The sequence below is a fragment of the Acinetobacter sp. YH12131 genome (assembly GCF_013418635.1).
In the GTDB taxonomy this organism is placed as follows: domain Bacteria; phylum Pseudomonadota; class Gammaproteobacteria; order Pseudomonadales; family Moraxellaceae; genus Acinetobacter; species Acinetobacter towneri.
Genome location: NZ_VPBQ01000006.1, coordinates 110,629 through 129,209, shown reverse-complemented (window position 1 = coordinate 129,209; position 18,581 = coordinate 110,629). Strand labels below are relative to the sequence as shown.

At 40.6% G+C, this 18,581-nt stretch carries 13 protein-coding genes and 1 pseudogene; 7 read left to right on the top strand and 7 right to left on the bottom strand.

What is annotated here, in order from left to right:
* Positions 1–101: 101 nt before the first annotated feature.
* Together FTU66_RS06680 and FTU66_RS06675 are read left to right on the top strand one after the other, a co-directional pair.
* The gene (locus tag FTU66_RS06680) at positions 102–503 is read left to right on the top strand and encodes a DUF3144 domain-containing protein (protein WP_004973007.1); all 402 of its coding nucleotides are present in this window, start codon (positions 102–104) and stop codon (positions 501–503) included.
* Positions 504–644: 141 nt separating this feature from the next.
* Positions 645–1,709, top strand: coding sequence for an amidohydrolase (locus tag FTU66_RS06675; RefSeq protein WP_096901876.1), 1,065 nt, complete (start codon positions 645–647; stop codon positions 1,707–1,709).
* Positions 1,710–1,805: 96 nt separating this feature from the next.
* Here the strand turns inward: FTU66_RS06675 and FTU66_RS06670 are convergent, their stop codons facing one another.
* On the bottom strand, positions 1,806–4,622 hold the full coding sequence (locus tag FTU66_RS06670; protein ID WP_180112519.1) for a pitrilysin family protein: 2,817 nt from the start codon (positions 4,620–4,622) through the stop codon (positions 1,806–1,808).
* A 263-nt stretch (positions 4,623–4,885) separates the two neighbouring features.
* Positions 4,886–5,707, bottom strand: a complete 822-nt coding sequence (locus tag FTU66_RS06665) for a PhzF family phenazine biosynthesis protein (protein WP_180112518.1) — start codon at positions 5,705–5,707, stop codon at positions 4,886–4,888.
* A gap of 436 nt (positions 5,708–6,143) precedes the next feature.
* Here FTU66_RS06665 and FTU66_RS06660 point away from each other — a divergent pair, with 436 nt between their 5' ends.
* Complete coding sequence (locus FTU66_RS06660; RefSeq protein WP_180112517.1) at positions 6,144–6,929, top strand: rRNA large subunit pseudouridine synthase E; 786 nt, start codon at positions 6,144–6,146, stop codon at positions 6,927–6,929.
* Between the two features lie 95 nt (positions 6,930–7,024).
* On the opposite strand, the gene FTU66_RS06655 is transcribed toward FTU66_RS06660, so the two are convergent.
* Positions 7,025–8,728 (bottom strand): M61 family metallopeptidase, encoded by a 1,704-nt coding sequence (locus FTU66_RS06655; protein WP_180112516.1) that lies wholly within the window; start codon positions 8,726–8,728, stop codon positions 7,025–7,027.
* Between the two features lie 192 nt (positions 8,729–8,920).
* Here FTU66_RS06655 and FTU66_RS06650 point away from each other — a divergent pair, with 192 nt between their 5' ends.
* The 3 genes from FTU66_RS06650 (at position 8,921) to FTU66_RS06640 (ending at position 12,694) form a co-directional block, all read left to right on the top strand.
* Positions 8,921–10,231 carry a D-alanyl-D-alanine carboxypeptidase family protein gene (locus FTU66_RS06650; protein ID WP_180112515.1) on the top strand — a complete coding sequence of 437 codons (1,311 nt, stop codon included), beginning with the start codon at positions 8,921–8,923 and terminating at the stop codon, positions 10,229–10,231.
* Between the two features lie 283 nt (positions 10,232–10,514).
* Entirely contained in the window at positions 10,515–10,997 is a 483-nt protein-coding gene (gene slyD, locus FTU66_RS06645; RefSeq protein ID WP_004972992.1) for a peptidylprolyl isomerase, read from the top strand.
* A 254-nt stretch (positions 10,998–11,251) separates the two neighbouring features.
* Positions 11,252–12,694 carry a deoxyribodipyrimidine photo-lyase gene (locus FTU66_RS06640; RefSeq protein WP_180112514.1) on the top strand — a complete coding sequence of 481 codons (1,443 nt, stop codon included), beginning with the start codon at positions 11,252–11,254 and terminating at the stop codon, positions 12,692–12,694.
* An 82-nt stretch (positions 12,695–12,776) separates the two neighbouring features.
* Here FTU66_RS06640 and yaaA read toward each other — a convergent pair whose 3' ends face one another.
* Positions 12,777–13,556 (bottom strand): peroxide stress protein YaaA, encoded by a 780-nt coding sequence (gene yaaA, locus FTU66_RS06635; RefSeq protein ID WP_179991061.1) that lies wholly within the window; start codon positions 13,554–13,556, stop codon positions 12,777–12,779.
* 444 nt (positions 13,557–14,000) lie between these two features.
* Here yaaA and FTU66_RS06630 point away from each other — a divergent pair.
* A pseudogene (locus FTU66_RS06630) lies at positions 14,001–14,603 on the top strand (IS5 family transposase).
* Positions 14,604–14,677: 74 nt separating this feature from the next.
* Here the strand turns inward: FTU66_RS06630 and FTU66_RS06625 are convergent.
* The 3 genes from FTU66_RS06625 to hisC all read right to left on the bottom strand — a co-directional run bounded on the left by FTU66_RS06625 (position 14,678) and on the right by hisC (position 18,520).
* Positions 14,678–15,043 (bottom strand): hypothetical protein, encoded by a 366-nt coding sequence (locus FTU66_RS06625; protein ID WP_004972981.1) that lies wholly within the window; start codon positions 15,041–15,043, stop codon positions 14,678–14,680.
* Between the two features lie 135 nt (positions 15,044–15,178).
* Positions 15,179–17,425, bottom strand: a complete 2,247-nt coding sequence (locus FTU66_RS06620) for a bifunctional prephenate dehydrogenase/3-phosphoshikimate 1-carboxyvinyltransferase (protein WP_180112513.1) — start codon at positions 17,423–17,425, stop codon at positions 15,179–15,181.
* 3 nt (positions 17,426–17,428) lie between these two features.
* Complete coding sequence (gene hisC, locus FTU66_RS06615; protein WP_180112512.1) at positions 17,429–18,520, bottom strand: histidinol-phosphate transaminase; 1,092 nt, start codon at positions 18,518–18,520, stop codon at positions 17,429–17,431.
* Positions 18,521–18,581: the final 61 nt, after the last annotated feature.

The following is an 18,581-nucleotide window of genomic DNA, read 5'->3' as shown; positions in this document are numbered from 1 at the left end:
TCCAATTTTGCTTAGGCTATTTTTAGCTTAAGGCAAAGGTTTTGTTTCTGCAAGGCTTTGCCTATAATGAAACATTCAGATTTTTAGCTTAGGAAAAATTCATGGTTCAAAAGATTGAAGCAACCGATGTAACCGAAGAAGAAGCATTAAATGCGGCTTTTTTTGAACGTGCCGATGAATTTATTAAACAGGCCAATGGCTTCTGTCATTTTGAAAAAGGCTCGACAGTAAAACCTGCCGAAATTCGTGGTCAGGTGAGTGCTGCCATGTTATTTGCTACTGCACGTTTTAATACTTGGGTGGCAGCCAATAATTTTAAAGATGGCAATGAAATGCGCGATGCCAAAGACCAAGTTATGTCATATATCTTGCAGCAATTTCAAATGATGCTTGAAGATAACTATGATGAATATTGCGAACAGTTTGAAAACTATTTGCGCTTCCGTCACAACGAAGAATTTCATACCCATAAACATGATCACGACCACTCGCACGATCATTAATTTTGCATATAAACAAAGCCCTACGGGGCTTTTTTATTGCGGCTAATTTTCAAACTTGTAGATTTCGATAAATAACCCTTCCCTTTTGTAACATGATGGCTTTGAATAGTGAAATAATAGCGTCATAAAAACAGGATCATTATGCAGAATCTAGGATTTGCACTCATTGATGCACATATTCATCAGTGGGATCCGTATAACACGCCACACAGCGCACGACTTGCTGTTAAGCTTTTGGGCAAGCATCCCAATTTGCTAGATAAAACCATCCGCCTGATAAAACCGAAAACACTCATTGAAACTTTGGGACGCACCGAGCACGTCACATCGCCCTATTTACCTGAGCATTATGCCCGCGACTTAGGTTTTTATACGGCTGAAAAAGTTGTGCATATTGAAGCCAATTGGCACAACCATAAAGGCAAAGGTGTAGTTGGTGAAACCGAATTTATAGAAAGTCTGGATTTTAAAAATAATGGTTTGGCTTTGGGCGCGATTGTCGCCACTGCAGACCCGCGCGATTCTAATTTTAAGAAAATTCTAAAATTACATCACAAAGCCTCTCCAAACTTCCGTGGAATTCGTAAAATGGCAGCCGTGCATGAAGATCACGGGATTTTCTCTTGGGCAGACGAACCACATTTATATCGGAACAAAAAGTTTCTAAAAGGTTTTGAAGCTTTAGCGCAATATAATTTAAGTTTTGATGCATGGACGTATTCGACCCAATTGGGCGATGTCTTGGCGCTGGCTAAACAATTTCCAGAAACTTCTATTGTACTTGACCATTTGGGCACACCTGCAGGGCTGTTCGGGCAAGTTGGCACACATACAGGCGTGACCAAAACAGCACGGGAAAACATTCTGTTTCGTTGGCAAGAAGATATTGCCGAGTTGGCACACTGTCCAAATGTTTACAGCAAAATTTCAGGGTTATTTATGCCTGTTTTAGGACATCAATTTCACTTGCAAAAACGTGAAGCCTCAAAACAGGAAATTATAGATTTAACTGCACCACTGATTCAGCATGCCTTACAAAGCTTTGGAATATATCGGTTGATGTTTGCTTCCAATTTTCCAATGGATCGAGTGAGCACGTCTTTGGTCAATTTAATTGATGCGACTAGTGATATTGTTGCGGCCTATCATCCAAATGCTTTGCAGCAAGTGTTTCATCATAATGCCAAACAGTTTTATCGTTTATAAAGCTTTAGCCAATTGAGCATAGATAGCAAACTTGAAGACAAAAAACGCATCGAAATGGATGCGTTTTTTGTATCTGCTCAAAATTAAATTGAATCTTTATTTAGACTGCGGCTTTAACGGCAGCACCTCAACATTGGCTTGACCATATTGATCGGCGGCTACTTCAAGCAAACGTTCTAAGCGTAAATATTTCTGAATCACAGCATCTACATCGGCTTTGCTGAGTTTTGCTAACGCTTGATCACGTCGCTCACGGTAACGTAAATCACGACCTTGTTCTAATTGCGGTACCAACATACGGTGGATACTGCGTTCATCTTCTAAGGCAGTCACACGTTTTTTCAAAATATCGGCTTTTGCAGCTTCAACTTCTTGCAAGCTGACACCATCACGGCGCAAATCCTGCAACACTTTATGCACCGCCTGTGACACTTGAGTCGACTTGCCTGCACTGTATTGCGCAGAAATACTGAGTGCACCCGATTGTTCAAATTCACTTAAACTCAAACCACTACTAAAACCATAAACCAATGCATTTTTTTCACGTAGTTCTTGCGCCAAACGTGAAGACAATTGCGATTCGCCCAAAATATAACTCAGTACCATCATGGCAGGTGTGTCAGGATGATTCACGCCCAAAGGTAAGGTCAATAGACTTTGATAACTGCCAAATTCACGCTGTTCTGCTAATACATGCAACTTTTTCGCAGGATATGCCGTATAGGCTGAATCTAAGCGTTGATATGCTTCCGTATTACGCGATTGTCCTAAACGCTGAACTAAAGTTTTTTTGATTTGTTTCGGATCAAACTCACCTGTAATGGCAATCTGTGCATAATTCATGGCGAAAAATTGACGATATAACTGCTGCACCTGCGCTTGGGTTGCAGCTTGCAGTTGTTGCTTCGCAAATCCAGGTTCGAAGTGATAGCGTAAATCGCCCTGCGGGTAAATTTCAATTAAACGCGCCATAGTCAAAGCAGCCACAGTTTCAGGCTCGGTATAAGGTCGTTCTAAACTGGATAAACTTTGAGAACGAATTAAATCAAACTGACTTTGCTCAAAACTTGGGTTTTGCATGACATCTAAAACAAAATTAAAAAACGCATTAAACTTTTCTTTTTTTGCCACAATTTGAATATGAATCGCATTAGCATCGGCTTGTGCAAAAGCCGAACCACCTGCAGCAATTGACTGATCGGCGATGTCTTGCAAACTATGCTCTTGAGATGCACGCAGCAACAAATACGCGGTTAAATCTAAAATTTCGCCCTGCTTAAATAAAGATTGTGCCGTACCAAAATTTACCGAAATAGTGGCATAGGTTTTATCATCACGCGTTGCAGTTGGAAATAATGCATACTTGGCACCATTTTTTAAGCTGCCACGCTGAATCTTTTTTTCATTTTGAATCAAAGCTTGTTTAGATTTTTGCACATAGTCTGTCACTTCTTGCTGATAACTTTTCACATCTTTCAAAGGTGTAACAGGTGTATCTTGCTGATCTAAAGTTTTTGCTGTATTTAGATTATTTTTTGCTGTGAGTGCCTGTTTTTGATCTTCAGGTGTGGGCTGAATATCGCCAATGACCCGATGCTGTGCAGTGAAGAACTGTTTTAAACGCTGATTTAGTTCATCTGCATTTAACTGTTGAATATTGTTTAAATCACGCCAATATTGTGTCCAATCACCTTGATACGCCACAGCATAATCACTCAAGCGACCACCCAAAGCCACCGCATCATTCATTACACTGTCTGCCTGATTTTGAATCAAGTTTTTCACACGTTGTAACTCGGCATCATCAAAGTTTTTTGCCTGCTCGATACTTTGATTCAAGCCAGCTTGTAATTGCTTGGCATCATGATTCGGTGCATACAAAGCCCCCATCAGCACCAAATTAAAATCTTGATCTAACCAAGTGCTGGACTGCACCATGGTACTTTTGCCTGTTTCTACCAGTGCTTGATACAAATGCCCACTCGGTTGCAACGTATGTAAATAAGGTGACAGCGCCAAAGCGGTTTTGATCTTTTCGTCATTGCCATTTAAATACAGATTAAATTTGGCCAGTTGACTGCCCTTTTGTACCACAAAATTTCGTTGCTGAATTTTGTTACTGTCTAATCGAGGCACTTGTACTTGTTTGGGAATTTGTCGTGCTGCAATTGGACTAAAATGTTGATCAATTTGTTTTAACACCGCTGCCTGATCAAACTTGCCTGTCATCACTAAAATGGCATTATTCGGCGCGTACCATGTGCGGTAAAATTGATTTAATTCCTGCATTTTGATGGATTGCAGTTCGTTTAAATCGCCAATAGGTAAGCGTCCGAAATACTGATTGCCATAGGCCGATTTCCACACCTGATCTATCAAGACTGAAAACGGTTGATCCATCCGCACTTCACGTTCACGCTTTACAATCGCAATTTCGGCAGGCACATATTTTTCCTGCATGACCAACTTATCCATGCGTTCCGCTTCAAGATAAATCATCTCATTGACTGCGCGAGTTTCAGGACGAATGATGTTGGTGTATTTAGTCGAATAATAGTCGGTGCTGGCATTGTGCATTAAACTATATTGATCTAAACGGCGCTGAAATTCCTCGGCAGGTACATTTTCTGTACCTTTAAATGCCAAATGTTCCAACAAATGTGCCAAACCACCTTTGCCTTGGGGGTCATTCAATGAGCCCGTTAAATACACCATATTCATAAAGACTTTATTTTCTTTTTGATTGGGTGCCAAAATGACTTTTAAGCCATTATCAAGTTGATATTCTTGTATTTCTTGCTGAGATTTTACTAAAACTGGCTGGGCGAAAACCACGCCATTGAATGCCAGTACACATAAAGATAAAGTGAGGGTTTTAAAACGTAGCAACTTCTTTTTCCCGATTGATTTCATTCTATTTTTGATTTGCCATCGAAAATGGCAATTTTCAACTTGAGCTTAACAGCATACCAAGCTGCGATTAAATCAACCGTAAAAATTTGCAAAATATATGATTTAAACCAAGCAAAACTTGCAAACTACTCTCATCTCAGCTTTTTTCCTATAAAGAAAGATGAAAACTTAATATGACAAAAATAAAGCAATGATCAATCGTAAATTTGACTATGCATTTGATCATTTTTAAAGGATGAAAGAAATCTAATGCAGGACATAGTTTAAATCATGATTTCGCCCTGCAAATATAGCTGTGCATAACCTGAAATTTCGATACGACCATTAGGCAACATCTTGCAATACAGTATGCCACCTCGGGCAGAAGCCTGATATGCCACAAGTTCGGTTTGCTGTAATTTTTCTGCCCATAGCGGTGCAATTGCAGTATGAATTGAACCTGTAACAGGATCTTCTGCAATGCCCATGGCTGGTGCAAAATAACGCGATACGCAGTCATACTGTGTATTTGCAGAGGCAGTAATCGCAACATCAACACTCGACTGTGCCGTAATGGCTGTGCGCAACTGTCCCAATTGTTTTAATAATTCAAGGTTAGGCTGTTCATCTAACACATCTTGTACCGATTCATATTCCACAATATAGGCTTGCGCATTGATATAGACGTTTTTAAATGGTTTAGTCAAAGCTTGGCGTAAAATATCGGGATAATCTTCAACTTGTTGGGCAGCACGAATTGGGAAATTCATGCAAATTTTGCCATCTTGCTGTTGCTGAACTGTAAAAATCCCCAAATTTTTCACATGAAATTGAATTGTATTTGCCTCTGTATAATCCTTAAATAAAACAAAGCTGCTGGCAAGTGTGGCATGTCCGCAAAAATCGACTTCTGTTATGGGGGTAAACCAGCGGATTTCAAAGTTTTCTGCATCTATCATTTTGACAAAAGCGGTTTCGGACAGATTATTTTCCAATGCGATATTTTGCATTAAATCATCAGCTAACCATGTTTTACTAACAAGTACGGCAGCAGGATTGCCTTTAAATAATTCATGGCTAAAAGCATCGACTTGGTAAATTTTCATTAATGAACTCATGATCCTAAAAATATATACACTTATTTCATCTTAAGTTCTTTTCACTATAAGTGCCTAGCCAATTTCTGTACTTTCAATCTGCCAAGCGGGTTGATTTTGGACTAATTCGGCATAAAGCGAGCAGTAGTATCAGGGAAGTATGTTATTGGCTGTGATGCCAAGTTTGTAAAAGCTGTCTTCTTTAGCCCAACATTGGGCTTTTTTAGCGCTTAGCTTTCTAGTTTTTAATCGTTGTGATACTGCTGCTCATTTTGGCAAGCACACCAAAAAAATATTTATCAATAAGCAATACTTTCCCCCATTCTTATCGCATAATAGAGCCATCTCAAACGCACTGTATTTGCGATTTAATTGGAAATCGCCCGTTTTTCCTTTTAAATACTCTCAATTTTCCCAATTTATTGAATTTAAAGAAGCATTTCTTATGAAAATCGTCATCTTAAATAAACCATATGACGTTCTCTCTCAATTCCGTGAAGATGAAAAACATCTCACCATGTCGGCTTTTGTTGATGATCCAGACTTACGTTTAGCTGGTCGTTTAGATATGGATTCGGAAGGCTTGGTGTTCTTGACTGATCATGGCGCCTTGAATCAGTTTATTACCAATCCAGCCAATAAAAAATACAAAACCTATTTGGTTCAAGTCGATGGTGATGTCACTGAAGACGCCTTAACACAATTGCGTAAAGGCGTAGAACTGAAAGATGGAATAACTTTACCTGCGCAAGCGTATAAAGTCGATGAGCCTGAATGGTTGTGGGAGCGTGATCCTCCTGTACGTTTCCGTGCTTCTGTACCTACTTCGTGGATTGAAATTTCAATTTGTGAAGGTCGCAACCGCCAAGTACGTCGTATGACGGCTGCGGTTGGTTTTCCAACTTTGCGTTTAATCCGCACCAAAATTGGTTCAATTGATTTGGTGCAATTGGGTTTACAACCCGGTGAAACTAAAGAAATCGAACCGTTGTTGTATCCTGATTTTAAAGATGTGCCTGCTGCTGAACCGTATCGCTCGCGTTCTTATGTGAAAAAACCTGGTGGTACGGGTGGCAAGCCAATCCATCAAAAGAAAAATAAAGATGGCACTACCAAGAAAAAATCAGGTACGCCACGTATTTGGCAAATGGAAGAAAGTGAGAAACCTCGTCGTAAGACCAATGGTACTACACGCCCTAATACCAAAAGCCGTGGACGTCGGGCGCGTTAATAAGTCGGTGAGTAAAAACTCAACTTGTAAAGTACATAAAAATGGATGCTGAAGCATCCATTTTTTTATAGCTGAATATTAAATTAAATTTTCAATCAGCCTTTCAACCACTGCTCTACTTTTGCCTGATCTGTAACATTTAATACCACTTCTGGCAATTCAATCTGCGCAGTATTTAGCTCAAAAGTCATCAACTCATCACGGCGGAAAGCATGAACAGTATAAATTGCATCCTGTTTGGCATATCGCTCAAGGGATTTTACCGTAGCTTTTAAACCATCAATCGCAATAATCACATCATGCGCAGAAAGCCCCGCTTTTGCCGCTGAACCCTCACGATGTGCAGATTGTACCAATACCCCTTCAGGTTTATCTGCCACTTTCAAACCAAATGGCAAAGACTTGTCCTGTTTTAGCTGATAATCAACACCAAACTCAGGCAATAACTGATCGAGCGGCAATTCATCAGTCGTGTTGATTAAATGGTGAATTTGCTCCGACCAATCATCCCCCGTTAATTCTTTGCATAATTCAAAGATGGTGCGCTCATGCACTTGAATGCCCTGTTGCGCATTAGCATACAATTTCTGCATTAATGCATCTAAGCTTGAACCACGTAAGCGCAAGCCCAAATCTAAACATAAAGCCACCAAACAGCCTTTGTTATAGTAGCTGGTTCCTGCATTGTTCGAGTTTTCATCTTGACGATAGAACTTGACCCAAGCATCAAAACTAGATTCTGCCACCGTTTGAATCGCACGACCCGGATTTTGCAAATAACGATTAATTTGTGCTTTGAGCAGCTCCAAATAAGACGCCTGACCAATCACACCGCTGCGTAGCAATAACAGATCATCGTAATAAGACGTAAAGCCTTCAAAAATCCATAACAGTGAGGTATAGCCTTCATGATTCAGGTTATAATTCACAAAATTTTCAGGACGAATGAATTTCACCAACCAACTGTGAAAATACTCATGGCTGCACAGACCTAAAAAGCGCTGATAATCTTTAGAAGGTTGTTCAGGCTCGTTGGCTTTCGGCAAATCATCACGCGGTGTAATTAAACTGGTACTGTTTGGATGTTCTAAGCCACCATAGCTATTGCCTGTTGCCATGGTCATAAAGGTATAGTGTGCAAATGGCGCAGAACCAAACATAGCAATTTGTGTGGCACAGATTTTTTCAATATCTTGCTGCATACGTGCAGCATTCATTGCATGTTTACCCGAAACCACAAATTCATGTGGAATATCTGCTGCGGTAAAACTAAAACGAGTTTGTTCTGCCAATTCAAACGGTGCATCAATCAGTTCGGTATAGTTTTTGGCTTTTAAGGTATAACGCCCTTTTACCAAACTTTTTGCAGTCAAACCTGTTGCAAGCTGAAAATGCTTCAGCTCATCTGGTAAAAATATTTCAACTTCAATGGCTTTTTCTTCTTGTCCATCTAAGCCCAAACAAGCACAGGCAGGATTGACATATAAACGCGTCTGATCGACATAAGCGCCACGCACCGACAAATCATAAGCGTAGACATCATATTCCACCGTAATCAATTCATGATCGGTATTAAATAAGCGCCATTTATTCTTTTCAAATTTCTGAATTTTGAGGATACGCCCTGCTTCATCATAAGCACGTACCGATTCAAGATGTTTGGAGAATTCACGAATTAAATAGCTGCCTGGAATCCAAGTCGGTAGTGATAAAACCTGAGTAGGATTAGCCAAAAAACGCAGGGTGACATGCATGAGATGCTGACGATAATCGTCAAATTCGATTTGATAATGCAACATAATGGGCAATACAAAATGTATAAATAAGAACTTGACCACAAGCTTAACATTTTTTTAGCAATTGATGCGTCAAGACGAGATTTGTCTGCATTTATGGCTAGCCAACTGCGCAAAAAAGGCATAGCATCCTCCTATGTTTTTCTGCTTAAAACCATTGTGACACCAATGGATTGGTGTAAATAAGGAACTTCTTTGAAACGTGTTATCTATCTGATTGCGGCGCTCTGCTGGCTCTGCAGCGCAATCACGCATGCCGCATTATTGAATATTCAAGCTGAAAGTGTAGAAGCCGAAGCATGGGCAATTTTAGACCCACAATCTGGGCAAGTGATTGCAGAGCATAATAGTCACGTACAACGTGCACCTGCTTCACTCACTAAAATGATGGTGGCTTATATTGTGCTCAAAGATATACAGGCAGGTAAATTAGACCGAGATGAAATCTTGACCGCAACACCTGTGGTGCAGCAAGTGATGTGGGATGAATCACAAATGTATCTAAAAGCAGGTGAACAGATTTCGATAGATCAGCTATTGGCAGGCTTAATTATTATGTCTGCTAACGATGCTGCACTCACTTTAGGTGAACGTGTTGCAGGTGGTGTTCCGCAGTTTATCGCCCGAATGAATCAGGAAGCGCAAGCTTTGGGCATGCAAGATACACATTTTCAGAATCCATCTGGTGTGACTATGCCTAATCATTATTCTTCTGCGGCAGATATGGCACGTTTGGCTCAAGCAATTGTGACTGAAACACCCGATTATTTAGCGTATTCAAAACAGACCAGTTTTACCTATAATCAGCACTTTCACCGTGCGACCAATATTTTATTAAAACAAGACCCAAGTGTAGATGGATTAAAAACAGGCTTCACCAAAGCTGCAGGCTACAACCTTGCCCTAACCGCAAACCGCCCAACACTGGACAGTGATGCACCTGAACGTCGTTTGGTGGTGGTGGTGATGGGAACCAAGAGTGCGCAAAAACGCGCTGAGGTGGCACATCAATTATTAAATTTAGCCTATAGCTATACCCGTAATGAAGTCGCGATTAAACCCAAACAAATGATTGCAGAATTGCCTGTGGTGAAATCGACTTTACGCATGTTTAAGATTGAAAGCAGTCAGCCAAAGTTTGTAACGACATCACTGTATGAACAGCCACATGCAATTAACTTGGCGCAGTTTGATCAAAGCACTCAACGTCTACAACTTGTGAATGCACAGGGCGAATTAGAAACACTTGAACCTGCACAGCGTACACAAACGCATGTCAATATTGAATTGTCTGAAAAGTTACTGACTGCGCCATTGGCACAGGTTATGAAACTGGCAACCGTACACGTTTATCAAAATAATCAATTGATTAACAGCTTTGCGATTGAAGAACAGGTCAACATTGTTGAAGCCAATATTTTTGAAAGAATCATGATGTGGTTTGGCAGTTTGTTTAATTTCTTTAGCCATCAACCTGTAGAAGATGAAAAAACTTCACTCGGTTAGAAGCCGATGATCCTCAAGAATTAAATATCACCAAGATGGGCAATGTCCCATCTTTTTTATTGTCATCGACACATCATACAAAGGGCTTAAAATGAGCCTGCCATAAAATCTGCAAATTTATAGGTATGACGCATAAATTTGCATTGAAATTATAAAAATTGCCCCGATTAACTAAAAAATGTCATAAAAAACTCGGAAAAGTGAAGAATTTGCAGAAATGTCTATAACAAATTCCACGTTTCACTTTATGATGTACCCTTAAAAAATTGAATGGATCAATAACATGACTGCTATTGCAAATGACCTCGTGGTTTCTTTCCACTACACATTGACTAACGCAGAGGGTGAAACTCTCGACAAATCTCAAGGTGAACCACTTGCCTATTTGCATGGTGCAGGTAATATCATCCCTGGTTTAGAAAAAGCGTTAGAAGGTAAAACAGTAGGTGAAAAATTTACTGTAAACGTACCTGCAGCTGAAGGTTATGGCGAATACAACCCAGACTTAGTACAAGAAGTTCCTGCACAAATGTTCCAAGGTGTAGACAACATCCAAGCAGGCATGCAGTTCCAAGCGCAAACTGATGATGGCGTTCAAATCGTAACTGTAAAAGCAGTTGAAGGCGATAACGTAATTGTTGATGCAAACTTCCCACTTGCTGGTCAAGATTTAACGTTTGAAGTTGAAATCGTTGAAATCCGTGAAGCTTCTCAAGAAGAATTAGATCACGGTCACGTACACGGTGCGGGTGGTCATCACCACTAAGATCAGTATTGATCGAAGCAAAAGGCAAAGTATTTTTACTTTGCCTTTTTTGTTTGTCATTCTAAAATTCAGGATAAGCACATGACTGAAAGATCCTTTCAGGCAGACTATTGCGGAAAGATCATTACAGGAAAAATCAACACAGCACATTGTCGTTTTATTGGACAATTAAACCCTTCGCATTTAAGACAATTTTACCCAGTCATGCTTATAATGAAGTCACCTTTCTAGCGCTCACATCAAGCATTCTTCCCATGCAAAACTATAATTTAGTTTGGTTCCGACAAGATTTAAGAATTTCAGATCACACCGCACTTTGGCATGCTAGCCAAGCAGGAGCTTGTATTGGCGTGGTGGTTCTTTCGCCTCAGCAATATCGTTTACATCACGATGCGCGCATTAAAATTGACTTTTACTTGCGTCAATTAAATGCACTAAAAGACGAACTCGCACAACTCAATATCCCACTGATTGTTCAAATTACACCATCTTGGGCTGACATTGCACAAACACTGCTCCAACTATGCCAAACATTGAAGGACTCTCATCCGATTCAAAATATTTATGCCAATATTGAATTGGGAGTGAATGAGCTAAAACGTGATCTTGAAGTTCAACAAACCTTGAACCAACACGGTCAGGATTTGGTTTTGTACCATGACCGCACGCTTTTTCCTGTGGGTACGGTGCGCAATCAGAGCATGAAACCGTATCAGGTATTCAGCGCATTTAAAAAGTATGCCTATCAACAGTTGAGTGTCAGTATTCCGCGTTGCTTTCCTCTGCCACAAGCTCAAACGTCGATTCAACTTCCTGAACAATATCTCTCTACTGTACCAAGTTTAGAACACTTAGGTTTCGACCCACTTCCAACGGCACAACAAAATTTATGGGCAGTCACGGAACAACATGCACAGCAATTGTTGGATGATTTTACGCGTGAACAAATGCAAGATTATCAGCAACAGCGTGATTTTCCAGCGTTGTCTGGTACCAGCCAATTATCTGCGTATTTAAACTGTGGCATTCTCTCCATTCGGCAATGTCTGGCTGCGGTTTTTGCGCATTCACAAGGACATTTTCATCTTGAAAATACAGGGCAACAAACTTGGTTAGATGAATTACTGTGGCGTGAGTTTTATCAACATATTTTGTTTGATTATCCCAAAGTTTCAAAGCACCGCCCTTTTAAAGATCAGACCGCACAGGTGGCGTGGCGAAATGATCCTGCAGGTTTAGCAGCATGGCAACAAGGAAAAACAGGCATCCCCATTGTGGATGCAGGCATGCAACAACTTTTGCAAACGGGCTGGATGCATAATCGAGTCAGAATGATTTGCGCAATGTTTCTGTGCAAAAACCTGTTAATTGACTGGCGCTTGGGCGAACAGTGGTTTATGCAACATTTAATTGATGGTGATTTGGCTGCCAATAACGGTGGCTGGCAATGGTGTGCCTCGACTGGTACAGATGCAGTGCCCTATTTTAGGATTTTCAACCCTGTAAGCCAATCACAAAAGTTTGACCCCAATGGTGATTATATTCGCACATGGCTACCTAAACTGGCTCATTTAGATGCCAAAAATATTCATGAACCATATGCGAAAAATCCAAATCTAAAACTGGATTATCCGCATCCAATTGTAGATTTAAAACTTAGCCGATTACGTGCCATAGAAGCCTTTAAACAGCTTTAAGAGTACAAACAGGAGATTGGTCAGTCTCGCCCCTATCTGCCATAGGTTAGCATGATGGGAGTTTCAACGATTAAACCGACAGTTAGGCGGCTTGCTCGTCACGTTTAAAGACCAATTCGCCTTTTAAAGAACTGTCTGCATCGAAATAATAACCTTCACTATTGAATGCTTTTAAGTCTTCTGCGCGTTCTAATTTATTCTCGATGATAAAACGTGCCATCAAACCACGGGCTTTTTTGGCATAAAAACTGATGACTTTATATTTACCATTTTTCTGATCTAAAAATACAGGTTTAATAATTTCAGCCTGAATTTTTGCTTCCTGCACCGACTTATAATATTCATCGGAAGCTAGATTAACTAATAATGCCGACTGGTTATGTTTTAAATCTTGGTTAATTAAATTGGTGATGATATCGCCCCAGAAACGATACAAATTTTCACCGCGCGCATTATGCAACTTAGTGCCCATTTCCAAACGATACGGCATCATTAAATCTAAAGGACGCAATAAGCCATATAAGCCAGAAAGCATACGCAGGTGTTGTTGAGCAAACTCAATATCTGCAGCAGACAAACTATAAGCATCTAAGCCTGTGTACACATCACCTTTAAAAGCAAACATGGCCTGACGTGCATTGGCAAGATCAAACTCTGCTTGCCAGTCACGAAAACGCTCGACATTCAAAGTGGCAATTTTTTCACTGACACTCATTAAACTGGCAATTTCTGTAGCAGAAAGTTTACGTGCTACATCAATTAACTCTTGTGAATGTTGAAGTAATCTAGGTTGAGTATATTCATCGCTTGGTAATGCAGTTTCATAATCTAAAGTCTTGGCTGGAGAAATTAAAGCGAGCATAAACCACCTAAATAAAAAATACTGCGCTCACTATAGCAGCAGCTTTCAACAAACTCCAATGCGCGTTTTTGTTTACCCTTATGGGAAAACACGTTCAGTACGTGTTTCCTTACGATGATCGATTAGATCAATCCAACGTGGAGGATGAGGTGCTTTTATTTTAGTGCATGCTTTTAAAAACATTGGTTCTCTCTAATCAGTTGAGGTTTTTTTCAGTACTTACAACTTTTCTCTAGGCAATAAAAAACCCACTTAACTCTCCCAAATTAAGCGGGTTAAATAAAAACTATTTTGTTGTATTGTTCTTGCTGCTTAATATACGGTTGTGATGTGTCATTTAGATGACATTTCAATTAAAAAATAAATAGGATCTGTTGACATTTGCTGTATAAAAAAATAGCGAGATAGTAAAATTCAATCGCCAAACCAAATTCACTACTCGCTATACCTCGTACAATGTTGAATGATCAACACTGGTCTAAGTTAAAAGCTATTCTCGCAATTTTAATATTTATCTCAACTCAAATTTGAGAAATTTTTTTGAGGCAATCCTATATCGTATTAGAACAGGATGCCCTTCGAGAGATTTACCCGAGGTTTTTGGTAATCCAAACTCAATTTTTAAAAAGTACAATCGCTGGTCTAATAAAGATAAGATAATGAAAATATTTAAAATATTCTCAGAGAACGCTGATCGTGAATGGATATTTATTGATGCTACTCATGTTAGAGCACACCAACATTCAGCAGAAATCCCTAATCAGGATATTTCAAAAAGTGTTGGGGGTAATAGTTCTAAAATTCACTTAGCTGTTGACTCTCACGGTAACCCGATCGAATTTATTATTTCAGATGGAACCACCCATGATGTCAAAGTTGCCCCTATTTTAGTCGAACAATTAGATTTAACTGACACTGAAATAGTCTGTATGGATAAAGGCTATGATTCTGAAATATTAAGAGAGCAGATTAAAAATTAAAGTGCTAAAGCGAAACTTTCGAAGCGCAGTTGCCTTAGCTTGTATTTATCTGTGGCTGCCTTTATGAAATGTCAACAGACCCTATTTTTAATTTAAAAATCAAGTATAAATTTTAAACATCCAACGTCTTTGCAGCTTGGTTTAACCTTTCCATTCAAACTCACTAAAAGATTGGTCTTCTTTCAGAGTATTTTCTACCGCTTGCGCCAATTGATTTAATAAACTTTGCTCGGTAATTCGTTCTAGCCAGTCTTGTTCCTCATTTGGGTATGAAGTAATTTCACAAACAAGATGCCCATCTTCACCACGGCTTTGACAGTTTACTGCCAAAGGCAGCGCATGTTGATCTACACTTACAGCGACTTGTGCACCACTCTGCGGCAACGTTTGAAAGCCATAATGAGATAAGTTTTGTGAAAGTAAATTCGCCACATAATTCTGTGCCAGAGTGCAATCTTGTAACTCTTGTTTATTTTCACAATTCGCCATAAATTTTAATTTGCGCATGCTCGAACCCAAAGGCTTTTTTCTTGTATGGGTTTAGCATAAGCAATAAAACGCAAACAGCCAAGCAAAAGCTTGGCTGTTTCAGCATAAAGTCTAGGCTTTGCGACTCTTCATCGCAGCCCCTATCGTTTTGGCTTATTCTGTCACTTGAATATTCAGACCTGCCACACCTGCAAGCTCAGTAAAGGTAGGGAAACTTGTTGCTACTGTTTCTGTACCTACAATTTTAATTTCACCAGAAGTACGCAAGCCTGCCATAGAGAAACTCATGGCGATACGATGGTCATGATGTGATTCAATCTCGCCGCCTGTAAATATCGCTGACCAGTCGCCTGCTTTGCCTTTACCCTGAATGATGATGCCATCGTCAGTTGGTGTGCAGTCAATGCCCATGGTTTTTAAACCATCTGCCATCACTTGAATACGGTCTGATTCTTTTACGCGCAATTCTGCAGCACCTGTCAGTACAGTTTGACCTTCAGCACAAGCTGCAGCAATGAACAATGCAGGAAATTCATCAATCGCCAATGGCACTTGATCTTCAGGAACATGAATCCCTTTTAAAGTACGTGAACCACGAATACGAATATCTGCAATTGGTTCACCGCCTGCAATACGTTCATTTTCCACGCTCAGGTCTGCACCCATTTGTTTCAGAATTTCAATCACACCTGTACGGGTTGGGTTAATGCCCACCGCTTCTAAGGTTACATCTGAATTTTCTGTAATGGCTGCACCCACCATGAAGAATGCCGCAGATGAAATATCAGAAGGTACTTGAATATCTGTACCCACCAATTTACCGCCGCCTTGCAATGAAATACGGTTACCTTCAGTTTTCACTTCATAACCAAATGCACGTAACATACGTTCGGTATGGTCACGCGTTGGTTCAGGCTCAGTCACTGAAGTTTCACCTTCTGCCCAAAGCCCTGCCAATAAAATACCTGATTTCACCTGTGCAGATGCCATTGGCAAATCATAGTGAATACCTTTCAGCGCTTGCGCACCTGTAATCGATACTGGCGGTGTGCCACGTTCACCCGTTGTTTGAATTTGTGCCCCCATTTCACGCAATGGTTTAGCAATACGCTCCATTGGACGCTTGGTCAGTGACGCATCACCAGTCATAACAGAGTCAAACTGCTGTGCAGACAACATGCCTGCCAACAAACGCATAGATGTGCCTGAGTTACCCATATAAATTGGGCCTGCAGGTGCTTTTAAACCTTGCATACCTACGCCATAAATGGTGACCTCACCATTTTTAGGGCCTTCAATGCTCACACCCATATCACGGAATGCCTGCAAAGTCGCCAATGCATCCTCACCTTCAAGGAAACCTGTCACATGCGTAGTGCCTTCGGCAATTGCACCAAACATAATGGAACGATGTGACACAGATTTGTCACCCGGTACGGTAAATTTACCTTGGAAAGTCTTAGCACCCGGCAAAATCGTAAATTGTTGTGTCACGTTATTGTTCTCCATAAAAGGTTTCTTGGCGAGCATATGATTAAAATGCTGTCGTGCCGCTTGTGCATGTCCAAGCAAGCCCATTAAAGCACGCGAGTCTTCTTGTTCAATCAGTTGGCGAATAATCGCGAGTTGACTTTCAAAGCCATCCACTGCTTTTAACAGTGCAGTTTTATTGGCAAAGAAAATGTCATGCCACATTTGTGGATCGCTGGCAGCAATACGTGAGAAGTCACGAAAGCCACCTGCAGCATAGCGGAAAATGTCTAAATTATCTTCCCGATTTGCCAATTGTTCGACCAAATTAAAGGCCATTAAATGGGGAAGATGACTGGTATACGCCAATACCTCATCATGTTTTTCCACATCCATGCAAATTACTTCGGCTTTGGCGCTTTCCCACATTTGAATCAGTTTATTGACTGCCCACGGCGCACTGCTTGGCAATGGTGTCAAAATGACTTTGTGATTGGCAAATAAATCAACCTTGCCTGCATGCACGCCTGTATGCTCTGCCCCAGCAATTGGATGCCCAGGTACAAAACCTGCAGGTAAATGTTCTCCAAAAACCGCTTTGGCTGCAGCCACGACACTGCCTTTGGTGCTGCCTACATCGGTCAGAATCACGTGATCTGCCAAATAAGGCTGAATCTGTCGTAAGACTTTTTCTGTCGCTTGTACAGGCAATGCCAACACCACTAAATCTGCGCCTTGTACCGCATCTACAGGATTGTTAAAGCCTTGTTCAATTAATCCTAATTCCAAAGCATCTTGCAGCGTTTTTTCAGAACGGGTCGATGCCACAATATGCCGACTTAAGTTTTCTGCCAGCATTACACGTGCCAAACTCGAGCCTATTAGCCCGAGTCCGATAAATGCAACTTTTTCAAACAATGGTTGCGCCATGTTTTATGCCTTCGCTTCCTTGCCCAATACTTTGGCTAATGCACGCAGGAACTTGGCATTTTCTGCTTCTGTGCCAATTGAAACACGTAAATGGGTCGTAATACCCACAGGACGTACAATTACACCTTCTTTCAATAAGGCATTAAAAGTTTGACCCGGATCGGCTTCTACATCTACCAAAATAAAGTTAGCACGTGAAGGCACATAATTCAGACGCAATGCTTTAAAGCCTGCTTCCAATTGCGCCATGCCTGCTTTGTTGGCAATACGTGATTTTTCGATAAAATCTTCGTCTTTTAATGCCGCAACCGCAGCCACCATTGCCAAGTGATTGACGTTAAATGGTTGACGAATACGGTTTAAATAATCGGTCACTTCTGCAGAAGCTAAAGCAAAACCAACGCGCAGCGCCGCCAAACCATAGCACTTAGATAAAGTACGGCTCACGATTAAGTTTGGATATTGCTCAAGGAATTTAAGGCTATTGAAGTTCTCTGGAAAATATTCCACATAGGCTTCATCTAATACCACAATCACCCGTGCAGGAACTTTTTGCATAAAGGCTTCAAATTCAGCCTCTTCAAACCATGTGCCTGTTGGGTTATTTGGGTTGGCAATAAAGATTAACTTGGTGTTGTCTTGAATTGCTGCCGCCATAGCATCCAAGTCATGTGAAAAACCTTTGGCAGGCACTTCAATCGCTTGAGCATTAATCGCTTGCGTTACCAAAGCATATACTGCAAAGGCATGTTGGCTGTACAACACTGAATCTTGATCTGAAACGAATGCGCGAGCAAACATTTCTAGCAAATCGTTTGAACCATTACCCAAAGTAATACGGTCATGCGCAAAGCCAAATTGTTTTTGAATTTGGTCTTTTAAAATAAAACCACCACCATCTGGATAGCGACCAATTTCAGCAATTTCTGCTGCAACGGCTTCTTTGACTTTGTCTGAACAGCCCAATGGGTTTTCATTTGAAGCAAGTTTGACGATATCTGTAATCCCCAACTCACGCTCAAGTTCACTGATTGGTTTACCTGGTTGATAAGGCTTTAACTTCGAGATGCCTTCATTGGCTGGGACAAACGACATTTTACACTTCCAGTTGACTAGGTGGTGAATGTGGCGCGCATGACAAACATGCACACCACTA

What these genes read in the sequence shown, in the direction of transcription:
- FTU66_RS06680 (WP_004973007.1), top strand. Translation starts at nt 102, where the DNA reads ATGGTTCAAAAGATTGAAGCAACCGATGTAACCGAAGAAGAAGCATTA.
- FTU66_RS06675 (WP_096901876.1), top strand. Translation starts at nt 645, where the DNA reads ATGCAGAATCTAGGATTTGCACTCATTGATGCACATATTCATCAGTGG.
- FTU66_RS06670 (WP_180112519.1), bottom strand. Translation starts at nt 4,622, where the DNA reads ATGAAATCAATCGGGAAAAAGAAGTTGCTACGTTTTAAAACCCTCACT.
- FTU66_RS06665 (WP_180112518.1), bottom strand. Translation starts at nt 5,707, where the DNA reads ATGAAAATTTACCAAGTCGATGCTTTTAGCCATGAATTATTTAAAGGC.
- FTU66_RS06660 (WP_180112517.1), top strand. Translation starts at nt 6,144, where the DNA reads ATGAAAATCGTCATCTTAAATAAACCATATGACGTTCTCTCTCAATTC.
- FTU66_RS06655 (WP_180112516.1), bottom strand. Translation starts at nt 8,728, where the DNA reads ATGTTGCATTATCAAATCGAATTTGACGATTATCGTCAGCATCTCATG.
- slyD (WP_004972992.1), top strand. Translation starts at nt 10,515, where the DNA reads ATGACTGCTATTGCAAATGACCTCGTGGTTTCTTTCCACTACACATTG.
- FTU66_RS06640 (WP_180112514.1), top strand. Translation starts at nt 11,252, where the DNA reads ATGCAAAACTATAATTTAGTTTGGTTCCGACAAGATTTAAGAATTTCA.
- yaaA (WP_179991061.1), bottom strand. Translation starts at nt 13,556, where the DNA reads ATGCTCGCTTTAATTTCTCCAGCCAAGACTTTAGATTATGAAACTGCA.
- FTU66_RS06625 (WP_004972981.1), bottom strand. Translation starts at nt 15,043, where the DNA reads ATGCGCAAATTAAAATTTATGGCGAATTGTGAAAATAAACAAGAGTTA.
- FTU66_RS06620 (WP_180112513.1), bottom strand. Translation starts at nt 17,425, where the DNA reads ATGGCGCAACCATTGTTTGAAAAAGTTGCATTTATCGGACTCGGGCTA.
- hisC (WP_180112512.1), bottom strand. Translation starts at nt 18,520, where the DNA reads ATGTCGTTTGTCCCAGCCAATGAAGGCATCTCGAAGTTAAAGCCTTAT.